The sequence below is a fragment of the Agromyces sp. GXS1127 genome (assembly GCF_050565425.1).
Taxonomy (GTDB): Bacteria; Actinomycetota; Actinomycetes; order Actinomycetales; family Microbacteriaceae; genus Agromyces.
This window is the reverse complement of sequence record NZ_JBOCIG010000001.1, coordinates 568,596-590,471: the sequence shown is the minus strand read 5'-3', so window position 1 is coordinate 590,471 and position 21,876 is coordinate 568,596. Positions and strand designations below refer to the sequence as shown.

Below are 21,876 nucleotides of genomic sequence, written 5' to 3'. Positions count from 1 at the left end.
GAACGACCCGAGAGGAGCTCCGCATGAGCACGCACGTGACGCCGGTCGACCCCGAGGCGCTCCCGACGAGCCCCGCCTTCGCGCAGGGCATGATCGCTCCGGCCGGCCCATTGCTCTTCGTCGGCGGCCAGAACGGCACGGATGCCTCGGGCGCCCTGCTGAAGGGCCTCCGCGCGCAGACCGAGCAGGCGCTCCGCAACGTGCTCGCGGTGCTCGCGGCCGCGGGCACCGGGCCCGAGCATGTCGTGAAGCTCACGATCCACCTCGCGCCGGGCATCGACCCCGGCGACGGGTTCGCCGCGAGCGCGGCGGTCTGGGGCGCGAACCGCACGGCCGTGACGGTCCTCATGGTCGCGCCCGCCAAGCCGGGCGCGCTGGTCGAGGTCGACGCGGTCGCGGCGATCCCGCCGTCCGAGTAGACCGGCGGACGGGTCGGCACGAGCCGCACGTGCTCCGCGCCGATCGGCCGGAGTACCACCCCCGATCGACCCGACGCGCGATACCGTGGCGGTGCACGCGACGCCAGCGACGAGGAGCGCCATGACCACGGAATCCATGCCCAAGACGGTCATCTGGTGGGGCATCGCGATCGCCCTGGCCGGTGGCTTCCTCATCGCCGCGGCGCCCTACGCGCTCAGTGCCTGGTGGGCCGTGAACACGGCCGAGTGGAGCGCGGCCGTGGTGGTCGTCGAGATCATCCTCGCCATCGCGCGGACGACGCTCGCGCCGCTCGGCGCCGCGCTCATCGCTGCGGGCCTCGTCATGGTCTACGTCGACCGTCGCCTCCGCGGCGACCGGATCGCCGACCGCCCGCACCGCTGGCGGTTCCCGAGCGCCGAGGAGGTCGAGCGATGACCGGCGGCGCGGGCGGATCGGTCGGCCGGCGTGCCGTACTGCGCGACGAGTTCGAGCTGCCGCTCACGCGGCGTGCCGCGTTCCGGCTGTTCACCGCGCGCGGCGAGGAACTCTGGGTGCCGGGTTGGGTGCCGAGCTTCTTCGTTCACGACGCCGACGACCTCGAGATCGGCACGGTGTGGCAGACGCGCGACGACCGCGACCGCCTGACGACCTGGATCGTGCTCGACTGCGAGCCGGGCCGGGGCGTGCGCTACGCGCGCGTGGCCGAGCGGTGGACGGCCGGCACCGTGACGGTCGAGCTCGACGACATCGAGGGCGGATGCCGCGTGCGCGTCGCGTACGACCTCACCGCGACGACGACGGATGCCGCGGCCGACCTCGCGCGCTTCGCCGACGGTTACGCGGCGTACCTCGCCGAATGGCGCACGGCGATCCTCGACCACCTGGCGTCGGGCGGCGCGATGCCGGATCCGGTCTGACCGGAGGCGCACGCGCGTCACCGCGTGGCGCGCTCGTCGGTGCTCGTCGCGGCGCGTCGGTGCTCAGGCGTCCACGTCGTCGAGGCGGGCGATCACGACCTCGAGCAGGCGCGCGAGCTCCTCGCGCTCGGCGTCCCCGAGATCCTGCAGCACGTCGGACTCGACCACGTCGGAACCGCGGATCGCGAGGCCGAAGAACTCCCAGCCGGGCTCGGTGAGCTTCACGAGGATCCGCGTGCGGTTCTCGGCGTCGGGCGTGCGCTCGACGAAGCCGCGCTCGACGAGCTTGTCGAGCCGGTGCGTCATCGACGAGGGGGCGACGTTGGTGAGGTCGGCGAGCTGGCTCGGCGTGAGCGCGCCGCCGTCCTTCGCGAGCGTCGCGACCACGGCCCACTCGCCCGCGGTGATGTCGAGGTCGGCGAGTTGCCTGGCATACCACTGGTCGAGCTTGCGCGAGAGGCCCTGCACGGCCGTGATCACGCGCTGCACCGACTCCTCGCCGCCCGCCGCCACATAGGCCGCCACGGCCCTGCGGTCCTGCTCCTCGGCCGCACTCGGCCCGCGTCTCGCCATGCGGGAATTCTCGCACACGTCTTTCGGTTGCTAAGATTTCGACATCGAAGTATTCGACACCGAAGCCAAGCGCGGCGGAGGTGTCGCCGCGGCGGCCGGCCGCGGCATCCGTCGTCGATCGTTCGGCCATCAACCACGCGAAAGGAGTGCGCCCGTGCGCGCGATGCTGCTCGTCCTCGCCTCGAGCATCGGTTCCCTGGGATGGGGCGGGATCCTGCCCTACCAGTACGCCTATGCCGCGGAGACACGGGATTGGGGCGCACTCGTCGCCGCGGGCGCCGCCTCGCTGTTCTCGGTCGGCGCGCTCGTGGCCGCACCGCTCGCGGGGCGGCTCAGCGACCGGTTCCCACCGGTGCGGGTCGCGGTCGTCGCACAGCTCGTCGCCGCTGCCGGCGCCGCGTCGCTCATCCTCGCCGACGGGCCGGCCGCGTTCCTCGCGGGCATGCTCGTGTTCGGCATGGGCCTGTCGGCCTCGTCTCCCGCGAAGCAGGTACTCGCGCTGCAGTGGTCGTCGAGCGACGACCGCCGCAAGGTCTTCGCCTACAAGTTCACGGGCGAGTCGCTCGGCATGGCCGCGGGCGCGTTCATCGCCGGGCTCCTCGTCGACCTCGACCGGCACGACGGGCTCGACGTCGGCTTCCTCATGGCCGCAGCGGGGTTCGCGGTGTCATCCGCCATCATCTGGCTCGCCGGCCGCGGTGCGGCGGTGCCGACCGACTTCGCGGCCGACCCGACCGGCTCGATCCGCGCCGTCGAGGCGCGATCGCGCGGCATCCTTCGCGTGATCTTCACCACCCCGGCGCTGCGCTGGACCGCGATCGTGACGATCACGCTCGCGCTCGGGTTCTACGCGCAGTTCGAATCCGGCCTGCCCGCCTACGGGATCACCGTGCTCGGCGTCGACCCGACCGTGATCGGCACCGCGGCCGCCGTCAACTGCCTCGTGATCGTCGCGATCCAGGTCGTCATGGTGCGCCTGACCGCCAAGCGCAGCGCGCCCGTGCTGCTCATGGCCGTCGGCGCGATCTGGGTCGTCTCGTGGCTCGGCCTCTCGGCGGCGCAGTTCGCGCCAGGCATCGCATCCGCGATCTTCGTGATGACGTACGGCGTCTTCGCGGTCGGCGAGACGATCTACAGCCCCGTGCTGAACCCGCTGACGGCGTCGCTCGCACCGAAGGGAATGGTCGGGCAGACGCTCGGCACCATGGCGGCCCTGCAGACGGCGTTCACCGCCGCCGGGCCGCTCGTCGCGGGCGTGCTGCTCGGCGCCGGCCTCGTCGACGGGTTCCTCTGGATGCACCTCGGCGTGAGCGTGCTCGCGGTGTTCGCGGCGTGGCGGGTGCACCGGGCGCTCGCGTCGCGCCGCATCGCCGAGCCGCCGCTCACGCGGCCGATCCCGGTCGCAGGCGGGGCCTGAGTGCGCCGGGCCGGCGCGCCGGCGCGGCGCGCGGGACGTCCCGAGCGCCGCGCCGCGGGCCGGGCCGATCAGACGACGGATGGCGCGACCGCGCGTCGCGCGACCGATTCCGCCGCGAGCGCCCAGCCCCACATGAGCGGGAGCATGGCACTGCCCATCGACGTGACCTCGGTGATGACGAAGAAGAACGGCAGCATCGCGATCAGCAGCCAGGCGGTCGTGCGCGGGCGGAACCCGCGCCGCAGCAGCACGATGCCGAGCGGGATGCCGCCGAGGCCGATCACGGCGAACGCGACGAGGCCCACCAGGAAGAACGAGTCCGTCCACGGGGTGTAGTAGTCGCCGGCGAGGGCGAGCACGAGGAGCCCGTACGCGGCGAGCTGCACGCGCCAGAGCATCCGCTCGCCGCCCACGGGGCCGCGGGCACGGTAGGCCAGGATCGCAGCGGCGAGGAAGGCCAGCCCGACGGGCAGCCAGATCTTGCCGTACGTCCAGTAGACGAGCGTCGGGTCGCCCCAGTCGAGGAGCGGCTGGAGCGCGTCGATCGCCGGCGGCGCCCACGCCGCGACCAGCGGCGACTCGAGGTCCTCCGGGTGGGCGGCGACGCGCGACAGCGCGTGCAGCTGCCCGCCGACGGTGCCGATCGCGGCCATGACCCACGCGATGACCGCGATCACTCGGGCTCGGCGGGCCGGGACGGCCGGCACGGCGCCGGGACGCTGCCCGGCGGTCGGTGCGTCGAGCGTCGTGGTCGCTGCGGCGAGGCCCGGGGTCGCGCCGGTCGTGGTGATGGCCCCGGACGCGCTGGGCGTGGTGCGGTCGGTCATGGTCGCTCTCCTTCGATGGTGGTGCGATGCGGTGCGGTCGGCGCCGACACTAGGGCGAGCGGATGTCGCGGGCGTCGTGCCGCGGCATCGACTCCGTGGACCACGGGACGAACCGGCGCGTCCTCCCACGGGAGGATGCCCTCCGGGCCCCGTCGGGCGTAGCATCCCCACGTGCAGGCGAGGATCGGGGGCATCGACATCGCGGTCGCCGCGGTCGTGTTCGTGGTCGCGCAGCTCGACGTCTGGGCCGGCGTGGGCACGACGAACGCGGTGGGCCCGGAATGGGCTCGATCGGTCGCGTTCGCCGTGGCAGCCGGCCTGCTCCTGTTCCGCCGGAGGCATCCGCTCGGGGTGCTCGCCGGAGTGACGGGTGTGTACCTCATCGAGTTCGCGATCTTCGGCTCACCGGAGGGCAACGCGGTGCTGCTCGCCCCGCTGGTCGCGGTCTACACCGTCGGCCGGCTGGAGTCGATGCCACGGTCGTTGCTCGGCGTCGCGATGGGTGCGGTGCTCTGGTTCGGGTGGTCCTGGTTCGACCCCCTGAACGCCTCGTTCTCGGACCAGCTCGACGCCGTCGTGTGGCTCGCCCCGTGGGTGATCGCCTGGCTCGTCGGGGCGCTCCTGCGCACGACGGTGCAGGTCCGCGAACAGCGACGTGCGGCGCTCGCGCAGCGCGAGTCGCGCGCGATCGCCGAGGAGCGGAACCGGATCGCGCGTGAGCTCCACGACGTGGTCGGGCATGGCCTGTCGGTCATGATCGTGCAGGCCGCGGCCGTGCGTCGGCGGTTGGCGCCCGAACAGGAGGTCGAGCGCCAGGCACTCGTGTCCGTCGAGTCCGTGGGCCGGGAGGCACTCGTCGAGATGCGCCGGCTCGTCGGCGTGCTCCGCACCGACGAAGCCGCCGAGCGCGAACCCGCACCCGGTCTCGGCGACCTCGATCGACTCGCCGATCGCGTGACGGCGGCGGGCCTCCCCGTCTCGGTGTCCGTCAGCGGCGAGGAGCGCGAGCTCCCCGCCGCGCTCGACGTCACGGCCTACCGGCTCGTGCAGGAGGGCCTGACGAACGCGCTGCGGCACGCCGAGGGCGCCACCCACGCGCACGTCGACGTCGACTTCGGCGACACTGCGCTGCGCCTGCGCGTGCGCGATGACGGCGCCGGGTTCGACGCCTCGAGGTCGGGCTCGGGTTCCGACCCGCACTCCGAAGGCGGCGGCAGCGGGCTCGCCGGGCTGCGGGAGCGGGTCGCGCTGTACGGCGGTTCACTCCTCGTGCGTCCGCATGACGACGGCGGCTGCGAGCTGTCGGCCGAGCTGCCGTGGGAGACCGCATGAGCGCGGCCGAGCCGACGCGGCATCCGTCGCCGGACCCGGGTGGTTCGGAGGGCGACGCGATCCGCGTGCTCGTCGTCGACGACCAGGCACTGGTGCGCACCGGCTTCCGCATGATCCTCGAGATCGAGCCCGACCTCGACGTCGTCGGCGAGGTCGCCGACGGCGAGGAGGCGATCGCCGCGGTCCGCGCACTCGAACCCGATGTCGTCCTGATGGACGTGCGGATGCCGCGCACCGACGGGATCGAGGCGACGCGGCGCATCGTCGAGGAGCACGGCACGACCGTCCGGATCGTCATGCTCACGACCTTCGACCTGGACGAGTACGTCTTCGACGCGCTGCAGGCGGGCGCGAGCGGATTCCTGCTGAAGGACGTGCAGGCCGAGCTGCTCGTCGCCGGCGTGAGGGCGGTGCACCAGGGCGAATCCCTCCTCGCGCCGAGCGTCACCCGTCGGATGATCGAGACGTTCGTCGGGCGACCGCGGCCGGACGCGGCATCCGCCCCATCGCACCTCGTCGCCGCGCTCACCGATCGCGAGCGCGACGTGCTCGCCCTCGTCGCGCAGGGCCGGACGAACGGCGAGATCGCCGACGACCTGTTCATCTCGGAGACGACCGTCAAGACGCACATCGGACGGCTGCTCGCCAAGCTCGGCGCGCGCGACCGTGTGCAGGCGGTGATCATCGCCTACGAAGCGGGCCTCGCCGGCTGAACCGCCCGCCTCAGCCCTCGCGGCGCACGTCGGCCTCGACGTGCCGGTAGCCCGCCGTCTCGTAGCCGACGGCCACGACGAACGGCGAGAGCATGACCACGAACAGGCACCACCCCATCGGCACCCCGAGCATCGCGAGGGCCACGCCGGCGACCAGGAAGGCGGTCATGCCGGCAGCGAGCAGGACGTGGAACGCGTCGACCGCGCGGAAGAGGATCGACCAGAGCACGAAGTACGACAGTGTGAACACGAACACCGGGATCGCGACCGAGAGGACGACCCCGGTCGTGCCGATGCTCGTCTCCCCCTCGGCGGCGTACGCCGCGACGTGCAGCCCGGCTCCGACCGCGGCGATCGCGCCGAACAGCACGATGTGGCCGTATCCCCACGCCCACTTGCGCTCGCGATGCCGGGCGAGCACCGGTGCCGACGGGAGGATGAAGTAGGTCCACCACATGCCGAACGTGAGACCCGTGCCGGCGATGACGATGAGGATCGCCTCCCCGCTCCAGCCGACATGCGCGACGACGGCCGCGACGGCAGTGACCGTGCCGAGGATCACCTCGCCGAGCGTGATGATGACCATGAGCCCGTAGCGCTCGGCGATGTGCCGGGGATTCCACGGGGTCCCCTGCCAGCCGTGGTGCTCGTCCGTCACGCCCCTCGTGGCATACGGATGGCCCGCGAACTCGGCGATCCAGAGGATCACGATCGACGCGATGAGGAACCTCCGGTCCTCCGGCTGGGCGAGCGCGAGCGCGAGCCATCCGGCCTGGATCACGACGTTGAAGACCGCGTATCGCACGGCGACCCGGCGATAGGCGGAGTCCTGCGCGGCGACGCGCAGCCACATCAGCACCAGGGAGACCCGCATCACCACGTAGCCCACGGCCACGAGGACGAAGTCGAAGGGCTCGCCACGGTCGATCGATTCGAAGACCGGCGGGATGCCGAGCGCCAGGATGATGACGCCGATCATCTGCACCATGGTCAGGCCGCGCTGCAGCCAGTCGTCGGTGTCGAACGCCGAGGCGAACCACGTGAAGTTGATCCACGCCCAGCACACCGAGAGCAGCACGAACACGAACCCCCACACGGCCGTGGCGACGTGTCCCTCCGCCACGTAGTGCGCGAGCTCGTCGCCGGCGCGCGAGAACGACACGACGAAGGTCAGGTCGAACAGCAGCTCGAGCGGCGTGACCGAGCGGTGGCGCTCGTGGGGGTCACGGCCCAGCATCCGTCGCAGCCCGTGCGGCCGCACGCGCTCGTCCACCGGCTCGAGAGCAGACACGCGATCAGGATAGGGAGCACGAGTCGGATCCACCACAGCCGCGGCGCGCCGGCGCGTCGGGCCGATGGTCGGAGGTCTGCGAGCCGAGGCATCGTGCGCGGCGCGTCGGGGTCAGGCCGACGGCGCCGCCGTGCTGTCGCGCACGACGAGGCTCGTCGCGAGGTCCATGCGCGGCGTCGGCGCACTCGCGTCGAGCGGCTCCTCGGCGAGGCGGATGGCGAGTCGCGCCGCCTCCTCGCCCATGCGCCGCAGCGGCTGGTGCACGGTGGTCAGCTTCGGCGTGAGCCAGCGCGCGAGCGGGATGTCGTCGTAGCCGACGACCGAGAGGTCCTCGGGCACGCGGATGCCGCGCTCGCGCGCCGCCTCGAGCACGCCGAGCGCCTGCATGTCGCTTCCGGCGAAGATCGCGGTCGGGCGGATGTCGCGGTCGAGCAGTTCTCGGGCGCGATCGCGCCCACCGGAGACGTGGAAGTCGCCGAACCGGATCCACTCCTCGTCGATCGGCAGCCCTGCCGAGTTCATGGCGGACCGGTAGCCGTCGATGCGCGCGAGCGAGCACATCATGTCGGCCGGGCCGGTGATCGCGGCGATGCGCGTGTGGCCGAGCTCGATGAGATGCCGCGTCGCGGCGAGCCCGCCCGACCAGTTCGCAGAGCCGACCGACGGCACGTCGGGCGAGGGATCGCCGGCCGGGTCGACGATGACGAACGGAATCGCGCGCGAGTTCAGCTGCTCGTGGTACTCGGGCGCCAGGTCGCTGAAGACGAGCACGACGCCGACCGGTCGGCGACGCATGACGCCCTCGACCCAGTCGGGGTCGGGCGAGTGGCGGGTGCCGCTGACCGTCAGCACCACGGAGAGCCCGTGCTGCTTCGCGACCGACTCGACCCCGTCGATGACCTCCATCGACCAGATCGGGTCGAGCTCGTGGAAGACGAGCTCGATGAGCTCGGCGCGCGACTCGGAGCGGCCGCCGCCGCGTCGCCGGTACCCGCGGTCGGCGAGCACCTGCTCGACACGCGCTCGGGTCGCTGCCGCGACATCCGACCGGCCGTTCAGCACCTTCGAGATCGTCGCGAGGGACACGCCGGCCTCGGCGGCGATGTCGGCGAGCGTGACGCGCTCGGGCGCGGCATCCGTTGTCATGTTTCGAATTGTAATCGCGAAAGTTTCATTCGCCCGCACCGCCCCGGCGACTTGCGCCGCGGATGCCGCAGGGTTATGTTTCTCTTGCCAACAAATCATCGATGACGCTGAAAGGCGGATCTCATGGCCAGCGCGCCCACCCGCGACGACAAGTTCTCCTTCGGCCTCTGGACCGTGGGCTACAACGGCACCGACCCGTTCGGCGGTCCGACCCGCAACGCGCTCGACGTCGTGCATGTCGTCGAGCAGCTCGCCGAGCTCGGCGCCTACGGCCTCACCTTCCACGACGACGACCTGTTCGCCTTCGGCTCGTCCGACGCGGAGCGCGACAAGCAGATCGAGCGCCTGAAGGACGCGCTCGCCGACACCGGCCTCATCGTGCCGATGGTCACCACCAACCTCTTCTCGGCGCCCGTGTTCAAGGACGGCGGCTTCACCGCCAACGACCGCGACGTGCGTCGGTTCGCACTGCGCAAGGTGTTCCGCCAGCTCGACCTCGGCGCCGAGCTCGGCGCGAAGACCTTCGTCATGTGGGGCGGCCGCGAGGGGGCCGAGTACGACTCGGCCAAGGACATCCGCCAGGCGCTCGAGCGCTACCGCGAGGCGGTGAACCTGCTCGGCGACTACGTGACCGACAAGGGCTACGACATCCGGTTCGCGATCGAGCCGAAGCCGAACGAGCCGCGCGGCGACATCCTGCTGCCGACCCTCGGGCACGCGATCGCGTTCATCGACTCGCTCGAGCGCCCCGAGCTGGTCGGCCTCAACCCCGAGGTCGGGCACGAGCAGATGGCGGGCCTGAACTTCGCCGCGGGCATCGCGCAGGCGCTGTACCACGGCAAGCTCTTCCACATCGACCTCAACGGCCAGCGCGGCATCAAGTACGACCAGGACCTCGTGTTCGGCCACGGCGACCTGCACAACGCCTTCGCCCTCGTCGACCTGCTCGAGAACGGCGGCCCCGGCGGCGTCCCCGCCTACGACGGCCCGCGTCACTTCGACTACAAGCCGTCGCGCACCGAGGACGAGACCGGCGTCTGGGAGTCGGCCGCCGCGAACATGCGCACCTACCTGCTGCTCAAGGAGCGGGCCGCGGCGTTCCGCGCCGACCCCGAGGTGCAGGAGGCACTCGCTGCGGCCAAGGTCGACGAGCTCGCGCAGCCGACGCTGAACCCGGGCGAGACCTACGACGACTTCCTCGCAGACCGCTCGGCGTTCGAGGACTTCGACGCGAACGCCTACCTCGGCGGCAAGGGCGCCGGCTTCGTCCGCCTGCAGCAGCTCGCGACCGAGCACCTGCTGGGCGCGCGCTGACCGACCGCGCCTGCCGAGCCGGCCGAGTGATACACCGTCCGCCGAGTGTTACTGCTGCACCGGTATCACTCGGCGCGAGGTGTATCACTCGAGGACCCCACCACACAAGGAGAACGCGATGACCCTCGTCGCCGGAGTCGACTCGTCGACGCAGTCGTGCAAGGTCGTGATCCGGGATGCCGCGACCGGGGCGCTCGTGCGCTCCGGCCGCGCCGCCCACCCCGACGGCACCGAGGTCGACCCCGCAGCGTGGTGGGGCGCCCTCCTCACCGCGGTGGCCGAGGCCGGTGGGTTCGACGGCGTGGAGGCGATCTCGGTCGGCGGTCAGCAGCACGGCATGGTCGTGCTCGACGCCGAGGGCCGCGTCATCCGCGACGCCCTGCTCTGGAACGACACGCGCTCGGCGCAGGCCGCGCGCGACCTGATCGACGAGGTCGGCGCGGCCGCGTACGCGGAGCGCACGGGCGTCGTGCCGGTCGCGTCGTTCACGGCGACGAAGCTGCGCTGGCTGCGCGATGCCGAACCGGATGCCGCGGCTCGCGTCGCGGCGGTGGCGCTCCCCCACGACTGGCTGACCTGGCGCCTCCGCGGATACGGGCCGGCCGGCGAGTCGCCGCTCGGGCCCGTCCTGGAGGAACTCGCCACCGACCGGTCCGACGCCAGCGGCACCGCGTACTGGGGCGCCGACGGATACGACCGCGACCTCCTGGTGCGCGCACTCGGGCACGACGCGATCCTCCCCCGCGTGCTCGGCCCCGGTGAGGCGGCCGGCCGCACGCCCGACGGGATCCTCGTCGGCCCCGGCGCCGGCGACAACGCCGCCGCAGCGCTCGGGCTCGATGCCGCCCCGGGCGACGTCGTCGTGTCGATCGGCACGAGCGGCACGGTGTTCGCCGTGACGGATGCCCCCGTGGCCGATGCCTCGGGGACCGTCGCCGGGTTCGCCGACGCGTCCGGGTCGTGGCTGCCGCTCATCGCGACGCTCAACGCCGCCCAGGTGCTCGACGTCGTGGCGCGGATGCTCGACGTCGACCACGCCGGACTCGGCCGGCTCGCCCTCGAGGCGTCGCCGGGCGCCGGCGGTGCGGTGCTCGTGCCGTACTTCGCCGGCGAGCGGACACCGAACCTGCCGGATGCAACGGCATCCCTCACCGGCCTGACGCTCGCGAACGCCAACCGCGCGAACCTCGCGCGCGCCGCCGTCGAGGGCATGCTGTGCGGACTCGCGGACGGCCTCGACGCGGTGCGCTCCCAGGGCGTCGAGTCGACGCGGGTGCTCCTCATCGGCGGCGCGGCGCAGAATCCCGCCGTGCGGGCGGTTGCCGCCCAGGTGTTCGACGCGCCCGTGGTGGTGCCCGAGCCGGGAGAGTACGTCGCCGACGGCGCCGCACGCCAGGCCGCGTGGGCGCTCACCGGCGACCGGCCCGCCTGGCCCGTCGCCGTGGCCGCCGAACTCGCGCCGGACACGCGCGCGGTCATCCGCGAGCAGTACGCGGCGGCGGCCGCGGGCGGCGTTCGCGCGAACCTCCCCTGAACTCCGGCCGGACCGGCGGCGGGGGTGGAGCCCGGCGCCGGCCCGCCGGCTTCGCACTCCGCCCGACGGGGTCCCGCACCGGCGCACCGGCGCACCGGCGCGGCTCGATACTGTCCAGGGCGGGCGTCGCGGCCTACGATGGCGAATGGGCGTCGCCCCGTGACGACGCCCGGCCGACGAGGCAGGAGGATGACGATGTCCGAATCCGATCAGGTCCAGCGACCCGACCCCGACGACGTCGAGGGCACGTACACCGAGGTCGACGGCGAGTCCGCCCAGAAGCGGACGGTCGAGGGCGAGTACACGCGCACCGACGGCGTCGACGAGGACGAGACCGTCGTCGGTGACTACACGTCGACCGCCGAGCACCCCGAGACGCACCCTGCGTCCGAGGAGCACGGCGACTACGCGCGTTCGGACGAGGGCCACCACCCCAAGCCGCACCCCGGGCCGCATCGGGTCTGACGCCGCCGGCCACCACTCGGCCGGTCGGCCCGCGCCTCGCACGGCGACCGGGCCCGACCGCGCGCCGTCGCCGAGCGAGCGCGCTTCGCCGAGCGAGCGCGCCTCAGCTGAGGGCGCGCGCCTCAGCCGAGCGCGCGCGCCAGCCGCGCCCCGGCGGCCTCGAGCCAGCGCAGCGGCTCGGACATCGCAGCCGCCCCGCCGCCGGCGAGGTCGGTGAGCGACGCGGATGCCGCGAACCGCGACGTGTCCGCATCGATGGCGCCGGCGACGAGCGCGACCGGCACACCCGCGGCATCCGCTCGCGCGGCGACCTCGGTGGGCACCTTGCCGGCCGCCGACTGGCCGTCGAACCGGCCCTCGCCCGTGACGACGATCGACGCACCGTCGAGCGCGGCCGTGAGCCCGATCGCATCGGCGACCGCACCGGCTCCCCCCGCCATGTGCGCGCCCCACACGAGCAGCCCGAATCCGGTGCCGCCGGCTGCTCCCGCGCCGGCCGCGTCCGCGAACGCCGCCCGATCGGGCAGCGCACGCACGAGCCGGCCGAGGTTGCGTTCCATCGGCTCGATCAGCTCGGGCGGCGCCCCCTTCTGCGGACCGAAGATCGCGGCGGCGCCGAACGGCCCGAACAGCGGGTTGGTGACGTCGGACAGGATCGCCGCGCCATCCGCCGGCCGTTCGCGGAGCCCCGACAGGTCGGCCCTCGTGATCGCCCCGAGCCCGCGGTTGCCGTTCGGGACCGGCCATCCGTCGGCGTCGAGGAATCGCGCGCCGAGCGCGGCGAGCGCGCCGGTGCCGCCGTCGGTCGACGAGCTCCCCCCGATCGCGAGCAGGAGTCGGGTCGCACCACCCTCGAGTGCGGCGGCGATCGCCTGCCCGAAGCCGACCGTGTGCGCATCGAGCGGACGGAGCGGGTCGAGCAGCGTGATGCCGCTGGTGAGGGCGAGCTCGACGAGCGCCGTGCCGTCGGGCAGCCGCAGCCACGCGGCATCCACCGGCCGGTCGTCGGGCCCCTGCACGGTGACCGGCACGCGCTCGGCGCCGGGCACGGCCGCGGCGAATGCGTCGAGCGTGCCCTCGCCGCCGTCGGCCATCGGCTTCGGCACGACCTCGTCGGCGGGTGCGACCGAGCGCCAGCCGCGCGCGAGCGCCTCGGCGGCGTCCGCAGCGGTCGCGGTGCCCTTGAACGAGTCGGGCGCGAGGACGATCCGGCGGCTCACGCGGTGCCGCCGGCCTGCGGGATGGGCTGGTCGGCACGGGTCGGCGCGGGCACGTGGGAGAGCCATTCGAGCGCGTTCGCGATGAGCGCGCGGTGCCCGGCCGAGTCGTAGGACCGCGCGTCGTGGCCGAGCGCGTCGAAGACGAGTCGGGACCGTCCGACCTCACGCGCCCAGGCGAGGGGGTGGCGGATGCCGTCCTCCTCGTGCTCGGCGATGGGCTCGATCACGTCGTGCAGCACGAGCCCGCTGTACCGCTCGTCCTCGACCGTGAAGTCGTCGAGCCCGTCGCGGACCGGATGGTTGCCCACGAGGTGCACCTGCGCCTCGCCGAACGGCGGGTGCCACGACACGTCGCGCTCCCAGCGCCCGCCGATCGCCCGATCGAAGGCGGGATAGTCGCGGAGGCTCGCAGCGCCCGAGTGCATGACCAGGATGCCGATGCCGCGATCCAGCGCGGCGTCGAGGGCGGTCGGGTCGACGTCGGGGGCGGCGCCCGTGCGCTCGGCCCGCGTCTCGCCGTCCGCACGCGGACGCTCGGGATCGCCCGCGTTCACCACGAGCAGCCCGATGTCCTCGCCGAGCGCCACGAGCGCGGCATCCACGTCCTCCCGGACCTCGGCCTCGTACCCGGACGCCGCGACGAGCCCGGCGAGCCGGGCGCTCGTCTCGGGATACGGATGCCACGGGTCGGCGTACCGCCCCGCCCCGCTCAGGATCAGCGCGCGCATGGGAACCTCCTCGCTCCGCTGCATCGTACGGCGCTCAGTCGGCGAGCACCATGGCCCACTCGAACGCGCCGAGCTCGACGCGCTCGACGCGATCTCCGGTGACGGCGTCGGTACCGGTGAGGTCGACGGATGCCGCGGGGCCGCCGTGGTTCACGATCGTGACGAGTCGTCCGCGGCGGGCGACCTCGACGTGCTCGGGCAGGCCGGCGATGACGGGGTCGACGCCGGATGCGGCGAGCAGGTGGTCGACGACGGACTGCACGCCCGCCTCGTCCGGGACGGTCGCGAGGTAGCGCGCCGAACCTCCCGCGGCCCCGATCAGACGCACGGTGAGCGCGGGGTCTCCGCCACGGCGGCCGGCGGTGAAGGCGGCCTCGACGCGGGTGTCGCCGCCCACGACGTGGACCTCCTCGGCGAGCAGCGTGCCCGATCCCGCGAGGGCCGGGCCGGCGGCATCCGACCCGGACTGCTCGTCGGCCGCGAACGGCGCGACCCGCTCCCCCGGCGTCGCGGCCGCGGCATCCGGCGCCATCAGCGCCCCGAAGTCCTCGATGCGGATGCCGCAGAGCGGGCCGAGCTGCGTCGCGAACCCGTCGACGCGGAACCGGTCGGCCTCATCGACGACGTCGCTGAACGGCCCGACGAGCAGGTGCCCGCCGGCCTCGGCGAACGACGCGAGCGCGGCGGCATCCGTCTCGCGCACCAGGTAGAGCAGCGGCGCGATCGCGACGTCGTAGCCCTCGCCGACGCGCGCGGCCGGCACGATGTCGACCTGCACGTGCCGGCGGTGCAGCGCGCGGTACCACCGCTGGATGATGGCGAGGTAGTCGAGCGCGTTCTGCGGGTGGTCGGAGGCCTCGACGGCCCACCAGTTCTCCCAGTCGAACACGAGCGCGACGCGCGCGTCGCGGGCCGTCGCCTCGCCGCTCGGGAGTTCGGGCAGCGCGGCGAGCGTCTCGCCGAGCGCGACGACCTCGCGCCAGGTGCGCGTGTCGGTGCCCGCGTGCGGCAGCATCGCGGAGTGGAACTTCTCGGCACCCGCCCGGGACTGGCGCCATTGGAAGAACAGGATGCCGTCGGCGCCGCGCCCGATCGCCTGCGCGCTGAGCGCGGCCATCTGCCCGGGGGCCTTCGGCGCGTTCGCCGGCCGCCAGTTCAGGGCGTTCGTCGCCTGCTCCATGAGGATCCACGGCACGTCGGGCTTCAGCGAGCGGACGAGGTCGCGCTGGAATGCCGCCGCGCGGAACGACTCCGGGTCGTTCGGGTCGGGGTAGCAGTCGTCGCTGACGACATCCAGGAGCTCGGCCCACTGGGCGTAGTTCGCCGGCTTGAACGCGCCCATGAAGTTCGTCGTGATGGGCTGCGTCGCGCCGGCCGCACGGATGATCTCGCGCTCCATGAGGTAGCACTCGAGCAGCATGTCGCTCGTGAACCGGCGGAAGTCGAGCTCCTGCCCGGGGTTGCGCGAGTAGGGCGCCTTGCGCGGCGGGAACACCTCGTCGAAGGACTGGTAGCGCTGCGACCAGAAGTTCGTGCCCCACGCCTCGTTGAGCGCATGCAGGTCGCCGTAGCGATCGGCGAGCCAGCGGCGGAACGCGTCGCGCGCGGCATCCGAGTAGTCGGCGTTGAGGTGGCAGCCGTACTCGTTGTTCACGTGCCACATGACGACCGCCGGGTGGTGCGCGTACCGCTCGGCGAGCGCGGTGACGAGCTCGCCGGCGAGGCGCCGGTAGACCGGCGACGACGGCGCGAACTGCTGGCGGCTGCCCGGCCAGTAGGTGGCGCCGTCCTCGTCCTGCGGGAGCATCTCGGGGTACGCGGCGGTCGCCCACGGCGGGGGCGACGCGGTCGCGGTCGCGAGGTCGACGGCGATGCCTCCCTCGTGCAGCAGGTCGATGACCCGGTCGAGCCAGGCGAAGTCGAACTCGCCCTCGCGCGGCTGGATGCGCGACCACGAGAAGATGCCGAGGCTCACCATGGTGACGCCCGCCTCGCGCATGCGCGCGACGTCCTCGGGCCAGATCTCCTCGGGCCACTGCTCGGGGTTGTAGTCGGCGCCGTAGTGCACGTCGGTCTCCTCGTCGAGTATCAGGGGCGGGGCGGATGCCTCGGGCTCGCCGCCGCACATCGGAATCATGCCGCGGGCGCCGACCCCCGTGTGGGAGCCGGCGCCCGCGAGCTGGATCAGGTCAGCCGAGGATGACGTTCGCCTCGGTGAAGAACTGGTCCACGGCCTCGTCGACGGTGATCGCGCCGAGCCCGATCGACTTGCCGAGGTCCCAGAAGGTCTGCTCGAGTGAGCCGTACCCGACGACCGGCACCGGCGGGGCGTCGCCGATGCGGTCGGCCACCGAGTCGAGGTAGTCGGCGACCTGCGCGTCGACGCCCTCGAGGGTCGTGCCGGCGAGCTTCGTCTCCGAGGCCGGGAAGCCGAGCGTGGTGCCGAAGACCTCGCCGGCCTCCTCGCTGTTCACGACGAAGTCGAGCCACAGCGCGGCCGCCTCGGGGTGCTCGGTGTCGGCCGAGATCGCCATCTGCAGGCCGGCCTGCCGGTAGAGGTCCTTGCCGCCGGCCTCGTCGATGGGCGGGGCGACCATGGTCACCGACTCGGCGCCCGAGTCGGCGAGGTAGCCGCCGAGGAAGTTGCTCCAGCTCGCCTCGCTCGCGGTGCGGTTCGAGCCGAAGCCCGAGATCGGGGCGATCTCCTCGAGCTGCTGCTGCGGGATCGCGACGCCGTCGCGCGCCTCGGCGCCCGAGTTCCAGAAGTCGGCCAGCTCGTCCTCGGTGAAGCCGAGCTCGCCGTCCTCGGTGTAGAGGTTGCCGCCCTGCGCGCGCAGCACGTTCTCGAACGTCTGGATGCGCTGCGTCATGTCGGTGCCGCCGTAGACCTCGCCGCCCGTGGCCTCGGTGACCTCGGCCATCCACTCGGTGTACTCGTCGTACGACGTGCCGCCCTCGTAGGGCTCGACGCCCGCGTCGGCGATGAGCTGGTCGTTGAGGAACACCGCCCAGGCGCTGTAGCCGGTCGGCAGCGAGTACTGCGTGCCCTCGAGCTGGCCGGTCTGCTTGAGGCCGTCGTCGAACGCGTCGAAGTCGATGTAGTCGCCGACCGTCTCGAGGTCGAGCAGCAGGCCCGGCTCGGCGTACTCGCGGAGGTAGGAGTCGGAGAACTGCCACACGTCGGGCAGGCCGCCGCCGGCCGCCTCGGTCTTGCGCTTCTCCCAGTACGAGGGGAAGTCGGTGAAGGTGCCGTCGATCGTGATGTTGGGGTGCTCGGCCTCGAAGGCCTCGATGAGCTGCCCGTAGCGGTCGGCGCGGTCGTCGTTGCCCCACCAGGTGAAGTTCAGCGTCACCTCCGCCTCGGGATCGTACTCGCCGCCGGCGTCGCCGGCGCCCGAGCACCCGGTCAGGGCGAGGGCCGCGGCCCCCGTGATGGCCGCGGCGGTGAGCCAGTGGCGGCCGTTCTTCCTCGTGAACATCGTCGTCCTCCGTGCAGTGGGGTGAGAGGTGCTGCTGCGCTCTGGGAAAGCGCTTCCCGGCACCATAGCGTGCAACGATTCAGTTGGTCAACACCCGAGTGTCCGACCTGGCCGCCCTCCGTCGCCCCCGCAACGCGTCGGATCATCGGATCGTCCATGCTGCAGGGGCGATCGGCTATGGGATCGCATGCCGGCCGCGCGTAGCGTCGCCTCCGCACCGCTTCCCCACACCATGCAAAGGAGCATTCCCATGCAGCAGCATCGCGCCCGTCGCCGCGCGGTCGCCGGCGTCGCCGTCGCCGCGGTCGCCGTGATCGGCCTCGCATCGTGCGCCGCCGGCTCGGAGTCCGCCGACTCCGGCGAACCGGTCGAGCTCACGTTCCAGTCCTGGGTCCCGAACATCGACCAAGCGGTTGACGCGTTCAACGACGCCCACGACGACATCCACGTCACGCTCGAGACGATCACCGCCGGTCCGGACGGCGGGTACGCGAAGATGATCTCCGCGGTACAGGCCGGCAACCCCGCGGATGTCGCCCAGGTCGGCTACGACGCCATCCCCGAGTTCCTCGTGAACGACGCGCTCGAGGACATCACCGACCACGTCGGCGACGCCGGCGACCGCTTCACCGAGTGGCAGTGGGAGACGGGCGTCTTCGACGACCGCGTCTACGCCGTCCCGCAGGCCTCCGGCCCGCTCGGCCAGTTCTACCGCAAGGACATCTTCGACTCGCTCGGGCTTGCGGCCCCGACCACATGGGACGAGTACTACGAGGCGGCCAAGGCCATCCGCGCGTCCGACCCGGACCGCTACATCGCGGCCTTCGCCTTCAACCAGGCGCCGTGGCTCATCGGCCTGTCCCAGCAAGGCGGGGGCGAGTGGTTCACCGTCGACGGCGACGCCTGGAAGGTCGCGATCGACGACGACGAGACGCTCAAGGTCGCCGAGTTCTGGCAGAAGCTCATCGACGAGGACCTCGTGAAGATCGAGGCCGACTTCTCCAGCGAGTGGAACGCCGACATCCAGAACGGCAACGTCGCGAGCTGGATCTCGGGATCCTGGGCCGACGCGATCGTCCGCGGTACCGCACCCGACACCGCCGGAAACTGGGCCGTCGCGGCGATGCCGCAGTGGAGCGAGGGCGAGACCGTCTCCGCGACCTGGGCCGGGGGCTCCGCCAACGTCGTCCTCAAGGGCTCCGAGCACCCGGCTGAGGCCGCGGAGTTCGCGCTCTGGCTCAACAGCGACCCGGAGAGCGTGAGCATCCTCACCAGCATCGGCGCCGGGTGGCCGGCCATCACCGACCTCGAGTCGATCGACAGCCTCCAGGACGACCCCGAGGTGTTCGCCTTCTACGGCGGACAGGACATCTGGGACGTGTTCGCCGAGTCGGACGCCGCGGTCGCCGCGACGTGGAAGTGGCCGCCGCTCTCGCAGACGCTCTTCGCCGACCTCACCGACAACGTGAAGTCCGCCGTCGAGTCGGGAACGCCGCTGACCGAGGCGTACCGGCAGACGCAGGAGGACTTCACCGCGGCGCTCGAGGACAAGGGCATCTCGGTCGCCGAGTGAACCGACGGGCGTGCCGGGCCGGACGGTCCGGCACGCCCTCCCCGTATTCCCACCAGCACGAGGAGCCCCAACGTGACCGCCACCGACACCGCCGCGCCGGACCGCGCGCGGCGGACGCCGATCGCGCCAGGCGACGCGCCCGCGCCGGCATTCCGTCGCCGACGCCGGACCCCCGGTGCCCTGTGGGTGCTGCTCATCCCGTTCCTCGTGATGTTCGCCGCGTTCTTCATCGCCCCGATCGTGTTCGCCGTCGTCGACAGCCTGTTCACGCAGCGCTCGAGCGGTCTCGGGCTCGGTGCGCCGACCCGCGAGTTCGTCGGCCTCGACAACTACGTCGGCGCCTTGACGAGCTCGTCCTTCCTCTCGAGCCTCGGCCGCCTGCTCGCGTTCGCGGGGATCGAGGTCCCCCTCATGGTCGTCACCGCGCTCGGGCTCGCGCTCCTGCTCGGCGCCGCGACCGCACGGTTCCCCCGCATCTTCCGGGTGACGTACTTCATGCCCTACGGCGTGCCCGGCGTCATCGCATCACTCCTGTGGGGCTTCCTCTACATCCCGGCGACGAGCCCCGTGCTGCAGGCCCTCGGAGCGCTCGGCGTCGACGGGGTGAACCCCCTGAGCTCCGACGCCGTGCTCTTCGCCATCGCGAACATCGCGCTCTGGGGCTTCGCCGGCTACAACATGCTGATCCTGATCGCCGCCCTCGACGCCATCCCCGCAGAGCTCTACGAGGCCGCGCGACTCGACGGTGCGGGCGAGTGGCGACTCATCTGGCATATCAAGCTCCCGCTCATCCGCCCGTCGATCGTGCTCATCACCCTCTTCACGATCATCGGCACGCTGCAGCTCTTCGTCGAACCGCTCGTGCTCCGCCCCCTGACGACCGCCATCAGCTCCGACTACACCCCGAACCTCGCCGCCTACAACCAGGCGTTCGCGCAGGGCAATCCGAACCTCGCCGCGGCGATGGCCGTCATCGTGGCGCTGCTCGCGTTCGGCTTCTCCGCCCTGTTCCTGCGGATCGTCAACCGGAAGGGGAACCGCGCATGGTGACCTCGATCGCCCCGGCCGCGACATCCGTCGACCACCAGGGCCGAGCCCACGGCCCCGACCGCGAGACGAGTCGGCGCGCGCGACGCTCCGCCGCGAGTTCCGTCGCCGTGAACGGCCTGCTCGTCCTCACCGCGATCTACTTCGTGCTCCCCATCGCCTGGGTGCTCATCGCCGCGACGAAGTCCCCGGGCGACCTGTACTCGACCTTCGGTCTGTGGTTCTCCGACAGCCCGCAGGCTTGGGCGAACCTCGTCGACCTCTTCACGCAGGACGGCGGCGCCTTCTCGCTCTGGATCGTGAACAGCGTCGTCTACTCGGGCGTGGGCGCCGCCGTGGCGACCGTGCTCTCGGTCGCCGCCGGGTACGCGTTCGCCAAGTACGACTTCCCGGCGAAGGAGGCGGTGTTCTGGACCGTCCTCGGCGGCGTGCTCGTCCCGGCGACCGTCATCGCGCTCCCGCTCTACTTCCTGCTGAACACCGTCGGCCTCACCGGTACGTACTGGAGCGTCCTGCTGCCGTGCACGGTCAGTCCCTTCGGCGTCTACCTCGCGCGCATCCACGCGAACGCCTCGGTCCCCGACGAGGTGATCGAGGCGGCGCGGATCGACGGCGCCGGCGACCTGCGCATCTTCGGCGGCATCGCGACCCGCATGATGACCCCCGCGATCGTCACGGTCTTCCTGTTCCAGTTCGTGACGATCTGGAACAACTACCTGCTGCCGCTGGTGATGCTGAACGACCCGAAGCGGTTCCCGATCACGCTCGGCCTCACCCTCTGGAACTCCCAGACGCAGCGCGACCCCGCCTTCACGACCCTGGTGGTCACCGGCTCGGCCGTCTCCGTCATCCTGCTCGTCGTCCTCATGGTCTCGCTGCAGCGGTTCTGGCGCGCCGACCTGACGGCCGGCGCCACGAAGGGCTGAGGGCGATGACGGATGCCGCGGCGGCGCGACATCCGTCGCCTCACCCCTTGCGGTGCTCGCGGTAGGCCGTCGGGCTCATGCCGTGCATCCTGCTGAACTGGCGGGAGAAGTAGAACGGGTCGGCGTAGCCGATCTCGCGGCCGACCTCGGCGACGTGCAGGTCGGTCGTGTCGAGCAGGAGCCGCGCGCGGGCCATCTTCAGCGCGGTGTGATGGGCGAGGACGCCACCGCCGGTCGCCTCTCGGAAGAGCGCCCCGAGGTGGGACGCCGAGACGCCGACGAGGCGCGCGAGGTCGTTCACCCGGATGCTTCCGTCCACCCGCTCCTCCAAATAGCGCATCGCGCGTTCGAGGGGTTCGCCCTGCTCGGGCAGTCGCCGGTCGACCGCGAGCTGCGTCATGAGCCGCCACGCGATGCCTGAGGTCGCGAGCAGCCGGGCGGGAGACTGGTCGCGTTCGAGCCCTGAGACGATCTCGTCGAGCAGCGCCGTGACGCGGTCGAGCGCCCGGAGTGAGACCGTCGGCCGCTCCGCCGACGCGCCGACGGCCTCCCACAGGTCGCCGAGGTCGCTGCCCCGGAGGTGGCACCACCAGATCGTCCACGGCCGATCGTCGGCGGCGCCGTAGGCGTGCGGGGCGCCCGGTGGGATCAGCACCGCGGTCCCGGGAGCGACGCGCGTGCGGGCGCCGGCGAGGTCGACCCATCCGCTGCCGTCGATGCACACGATCACGATCGCCTCGGCCGCGCCGCGCGGCCGGCGTCGCACATGCCCCTCCGCCGCCGGGAACAGCCCGGCGTCGGTCACGACGAGACGCCGGGTCACGGGTCGGGAGAGCGCTGCGTCGACGAGCGGTCGCGGCACGACGCACAATCGCTGGTGCTCGAACCCGTCTCGACGCTCCATCCCTTCATCCTCGCACCGGTCGCCCCCCGAAGCCGCGCATGCGCCTGCGC

At 72.4% G+C, this 21,876-nt stretch carries 21 protein-coding genes; 12 read left to right on the top strand and 9 right to left on the bottom strand.

All coding sequences use genetic code 11. The features are described 5' to 3' along the window. Positions 1-23: 23 nt before the first annotated feature. The 3 genes from ACQ393_RS02685 (at position 24) to ACQ393_RS02675 (ending at position 1,337) form a co-directional block, all read left to right on the top strand. Positions 24-419 carry a RidA family protein gene (locus tag ACQ393_RS02685; RefSeq protein WP_430645275.1) on the top strand — a complete coding sequence of 132 codons (396 nt, stop codon included), beginning with the start codon at positions 24-26 and terminating at the stop codon, positions 417-419. 121 nt (positions 420-540) lie between these two features. Further along, positions 541-855, top strand: coding sequence for a hypothetical protein (locus ACQ393_RS02680; RefSeq protein WP_430645274.1), 315 nt, complete (start codon positions 541-543; stop codon positions 853-855). Beyond that, a complete protein-coding gene (locus ACQ393_RS02675; protein WP_430645273.1) occupies positions 852-1,337 on the top strand; it encodes an SRPBCC family protein in 486 nt (161 codons plus the stop codon). The genes ACQ393_RS02680 and ACQ393_RS02675 overlap by 4 nt, the downstream gene beginning before the upstream one ends. Positions 1,338-1,400: 63 nt before the next feature. Here the strand turns inward: ACQ393_RS02675 and ACQ393_RS02670 are convergent, their stop codons facing one another. Beyond that, positions 1,401-1,910, bottom strand: coding sequence for a MarR family winged helix-turn-helix transcriptional regulator (locus tag ACQ393_RS02670; RefSeq protein ID WP_430645272.1), 510 nt, complete (start codon positions 1,908-1,910; stop codon positions 1,401-1,403). Between the two features lie 163 nt (positions 1,911-2,073). Between ACQ393_RS02670 and ACQ393_RS02665 the strand changes: the two genes are divergently transcribed. After that, positions 2,074-3,327: an MFS transporter gene (locus tag ACQ393_RS02665; protein WP_430645338.1), complete on the top strand. Its 1,254-nt coding sequence runs from the start codon at positions 2,074-2,076 to the stop codon at positions 3,325-3,327. A gap of 68 nt (positions 3,328-3,395) precedes the next feature. Here the strand turns inward: ACQ393_RS02665 and ACQ393_RS02660 are convergent, their stop codons facing one another. Next, entirely contained in the window at positions 3,396-4,154 is a 759-nt protein-coding gene (locus ACQ393_RS02660; RefSeq protein WP_430645271.1) for a hypothetical protein, read from the bottom strand. A 171-nt stretch (positions 4,155-4,325) separates the two neighbouring features. On the opposite strand from ACQ393_RS02660, the gene ACQ393_RS02655 reads away from it, so the two are divergent. Then, on the top strand, positions 4,326-5,486 hold the full coding sequence (locus ACQ393_RS02655; RefSeq protein WP_430645270.1) for a sensor histidine kinase: 1,161 nt from the start codon (positions 4,326-4,328) through the stop codon (positions 5,484-5,486). Next, complete coding sequence (locus tag ACQ393_RS02650; RefSeq protein ID WP_430645269.1) at positions 5,483-6,199, top strand: response regulator; 717 nt, start codon at positions 5,483-5,485, stop codon at positions 6,197-6,199. Before ACQ393_RS02655 ends, ACQ393_RS02650 begins: the two co-directional genes overlap by 4 nt. Before the next feature lie 10 nt (positions 6,200-6,209). Here ACQ393_RS02650 and ACQ393_RS02645 read toward each other — a convergent pair whose 3' ends face one another. Then, a complete protein-coding gene (locus ACQ393_RS02645) occupies positions 6,210-7,490 on the bottom strand; it encodes a low temperature requirement protein A (protein ID WP_430645268.1) in 1,281 nt (426 codons plus the stop codon). 111 nt (positions 7,491-7,601) lie between these two features. Further along, entirely contained in the window at positions 7,602-8,636 is a 1,035-nt protein-coding gene (locus ACQ393_RS02640; protein WP_430645267.1) for a LacI family DNA-binding transcriptional regulator, read from the bottom strand. A gap of 123 nt (positions 8,637-8,759) precedes the next feature. Here ACQ393_RS02640 and xylA point away from each other — a divergent pair, with 123 nt between their 5' ends. The 3 genes from xylA to ACQ393_RS02625 all read left to right on the top strand — a co-directional run bounded on the left by xylA (position 8,760) and on the right by ACQ393_RS02625 (position 11,949). Continuing rightward, positions 8,760-9,950 (top strand): xylose isomerase, encoded by a 1,191-nt coding sequence (gene xylA, locus ACQ393_RS02635; protein ID WP_430645266.1) that lies wholly within the window; start codon positions 8,760-8,762, stop codon positions 9,948-9,950. A 118-nt stretch (positions 9,951-10,068) separates the two neighbouring features. Beyond that, on the top strand, positions 10,069-11,484 hold the full coding sequence (gene xylB, locus ACQ393_RS02630; protein ID WP_430645265.1) for a xylulokinase: 1,416 nt from the start codon (positions 10,069-10,071) through the stop codon (positions 11,482-11,484). A gap of 195 nt (positions 11,485-11,679) precedes the next feature. Further along, positions 11,680-11,949, top strand: a complete 270-nt coding sequence (locus ACQ393_RS02625; RefSeq protein WP_430645264.1) for a hypothetical protein — start codon at positions 11,680-11,682, stop codon at positions 11,947-11,949. A gap of 122 nt (positions 11,950-12,071) precedes the next feature. Here ACQ393_RS02625 and ACQ393_RS02620 read toward each other — a convergent pair whose 3' ends face one another. From ACQ393_RS02620 to ACQ393_RS02605, 4 genes are all read right to left on the bottom strand, one after another. Beyond that, positions 12,072-13,169 carry a glycerate kinase gene (locus tag ACQ393_RS02620; RefSeq protein ID WP_430645263.1) on the bottom strand — a complete coding sequence of 366 codons (1,098 nt, stop codon included), beginning with the start codon at positions 13,167-13,169 and terminating at the stop codon, positions 12,072-12,074. Further along, on the bottom strand, positions 13,166-13,897 hold the full coding sequence (locus ACQ393_RS02615) for a ThuA domain-containing protein (RefSeq protein WP_430645262.1): 732 nt from the start codon (positions 13,895-13,897) through the stop codon (positions 13,166-13,168). The genes ACQ393_RS02620 and ACQ393_RS02615 overlap by 4 nt, the downstream gene beginning before the upstream one ends. Before the next feature lie 34 nt (positions 13,898-13,931). Further along, on the bottom strand, positions 13,932-16,025 hold the full coding sequence (locus tag ACQ393_RS02610; RefSeq protein WP_430645261.1) for a beta-galactosidase: 2,094 nt from the start codon (positions 16,023-16,025) through the stop codon (positions 13,932-13,934). Between the two features lie 61 nt (positions 16,026-16,086). Continuing rightward, complete coding sequence (locus ACQ393_RS02605; RefSeq protein ID WP_430645260.1) at positions 16,087-17,376, bottom strand: ABC transporter substrate-binding protein; 1,290 nt, start codon at positions 17,374-17,376, stop codon at positions 16,087-16,089. Between the two features lie 250 nt (positions 17,377-17,626). On the opposite strand from ACQ393_RS02605, the gene ACQ393_RS02600 reads away from it, so the two are divergent. From ACQ393_RS02600 to ACQ393_RS02590, 3 genes are all read left to right on the top strand, one after another. Beyond that, on the top strand, positions 17,627-18,949 hold the full coding sequence (locus ACQ393_RS02600) for an ABC transporter substrate-binding protein (protein WP_430645259.1): 1,323 nt from the start codon (positions 17,627-17,629) through the stop codon (positions 18,947-18,949). A 72-nt stretch (positions 18,950-19,021) separates the two neighbouring features. Continuing rightward, positions 19,022-19,999 (top strand): carbohydrate ABC transporter permease, encoded by a 978-nt coding sequence (locus ACQ393_RS02595; RefSeq protein WP_430645258.1) that lies wholly within the window; start codon positions 19,022-19,024, stop codon positions 19,997-19,999. Beyond that, the gene (locus ACQ393_RS02590; RefSeq protein WP_430645257.1) at positions 19,993-20,922 is read left to right on the top strand and encodes a carbohydrate ABC transporter permease; all 930 of its coding nucleotides are present in this window, start codon (positions 19,993-19,995) and stop codon (positions 20,920-20,922) included. Before ACQ393_RS02595 ends, ACQ393_RS02590 begins: the two co-directional genes overlap by 7 nt. A gap of 40 nt (positions 20,923-20,962) precedes the next feature. Here the strand turns inward: ACQ393_RS02590 and ACQ393_RS02585 are convergent, their stop codons facing one another. Then, positions 20,963-21,826 (bottom strand): AraC family ligand binding domain-containing protein, encoded by an 864-nt coding sequence (locus tag ACQ393_RS02585; RefSeq protein WP_430645256.1) that lies wholly within the window; start codon positions 21,824-21,826, stop codon positions 20,963-20,965. Positions 21,827-21,876: the final 50 nt, after the last annotated feature.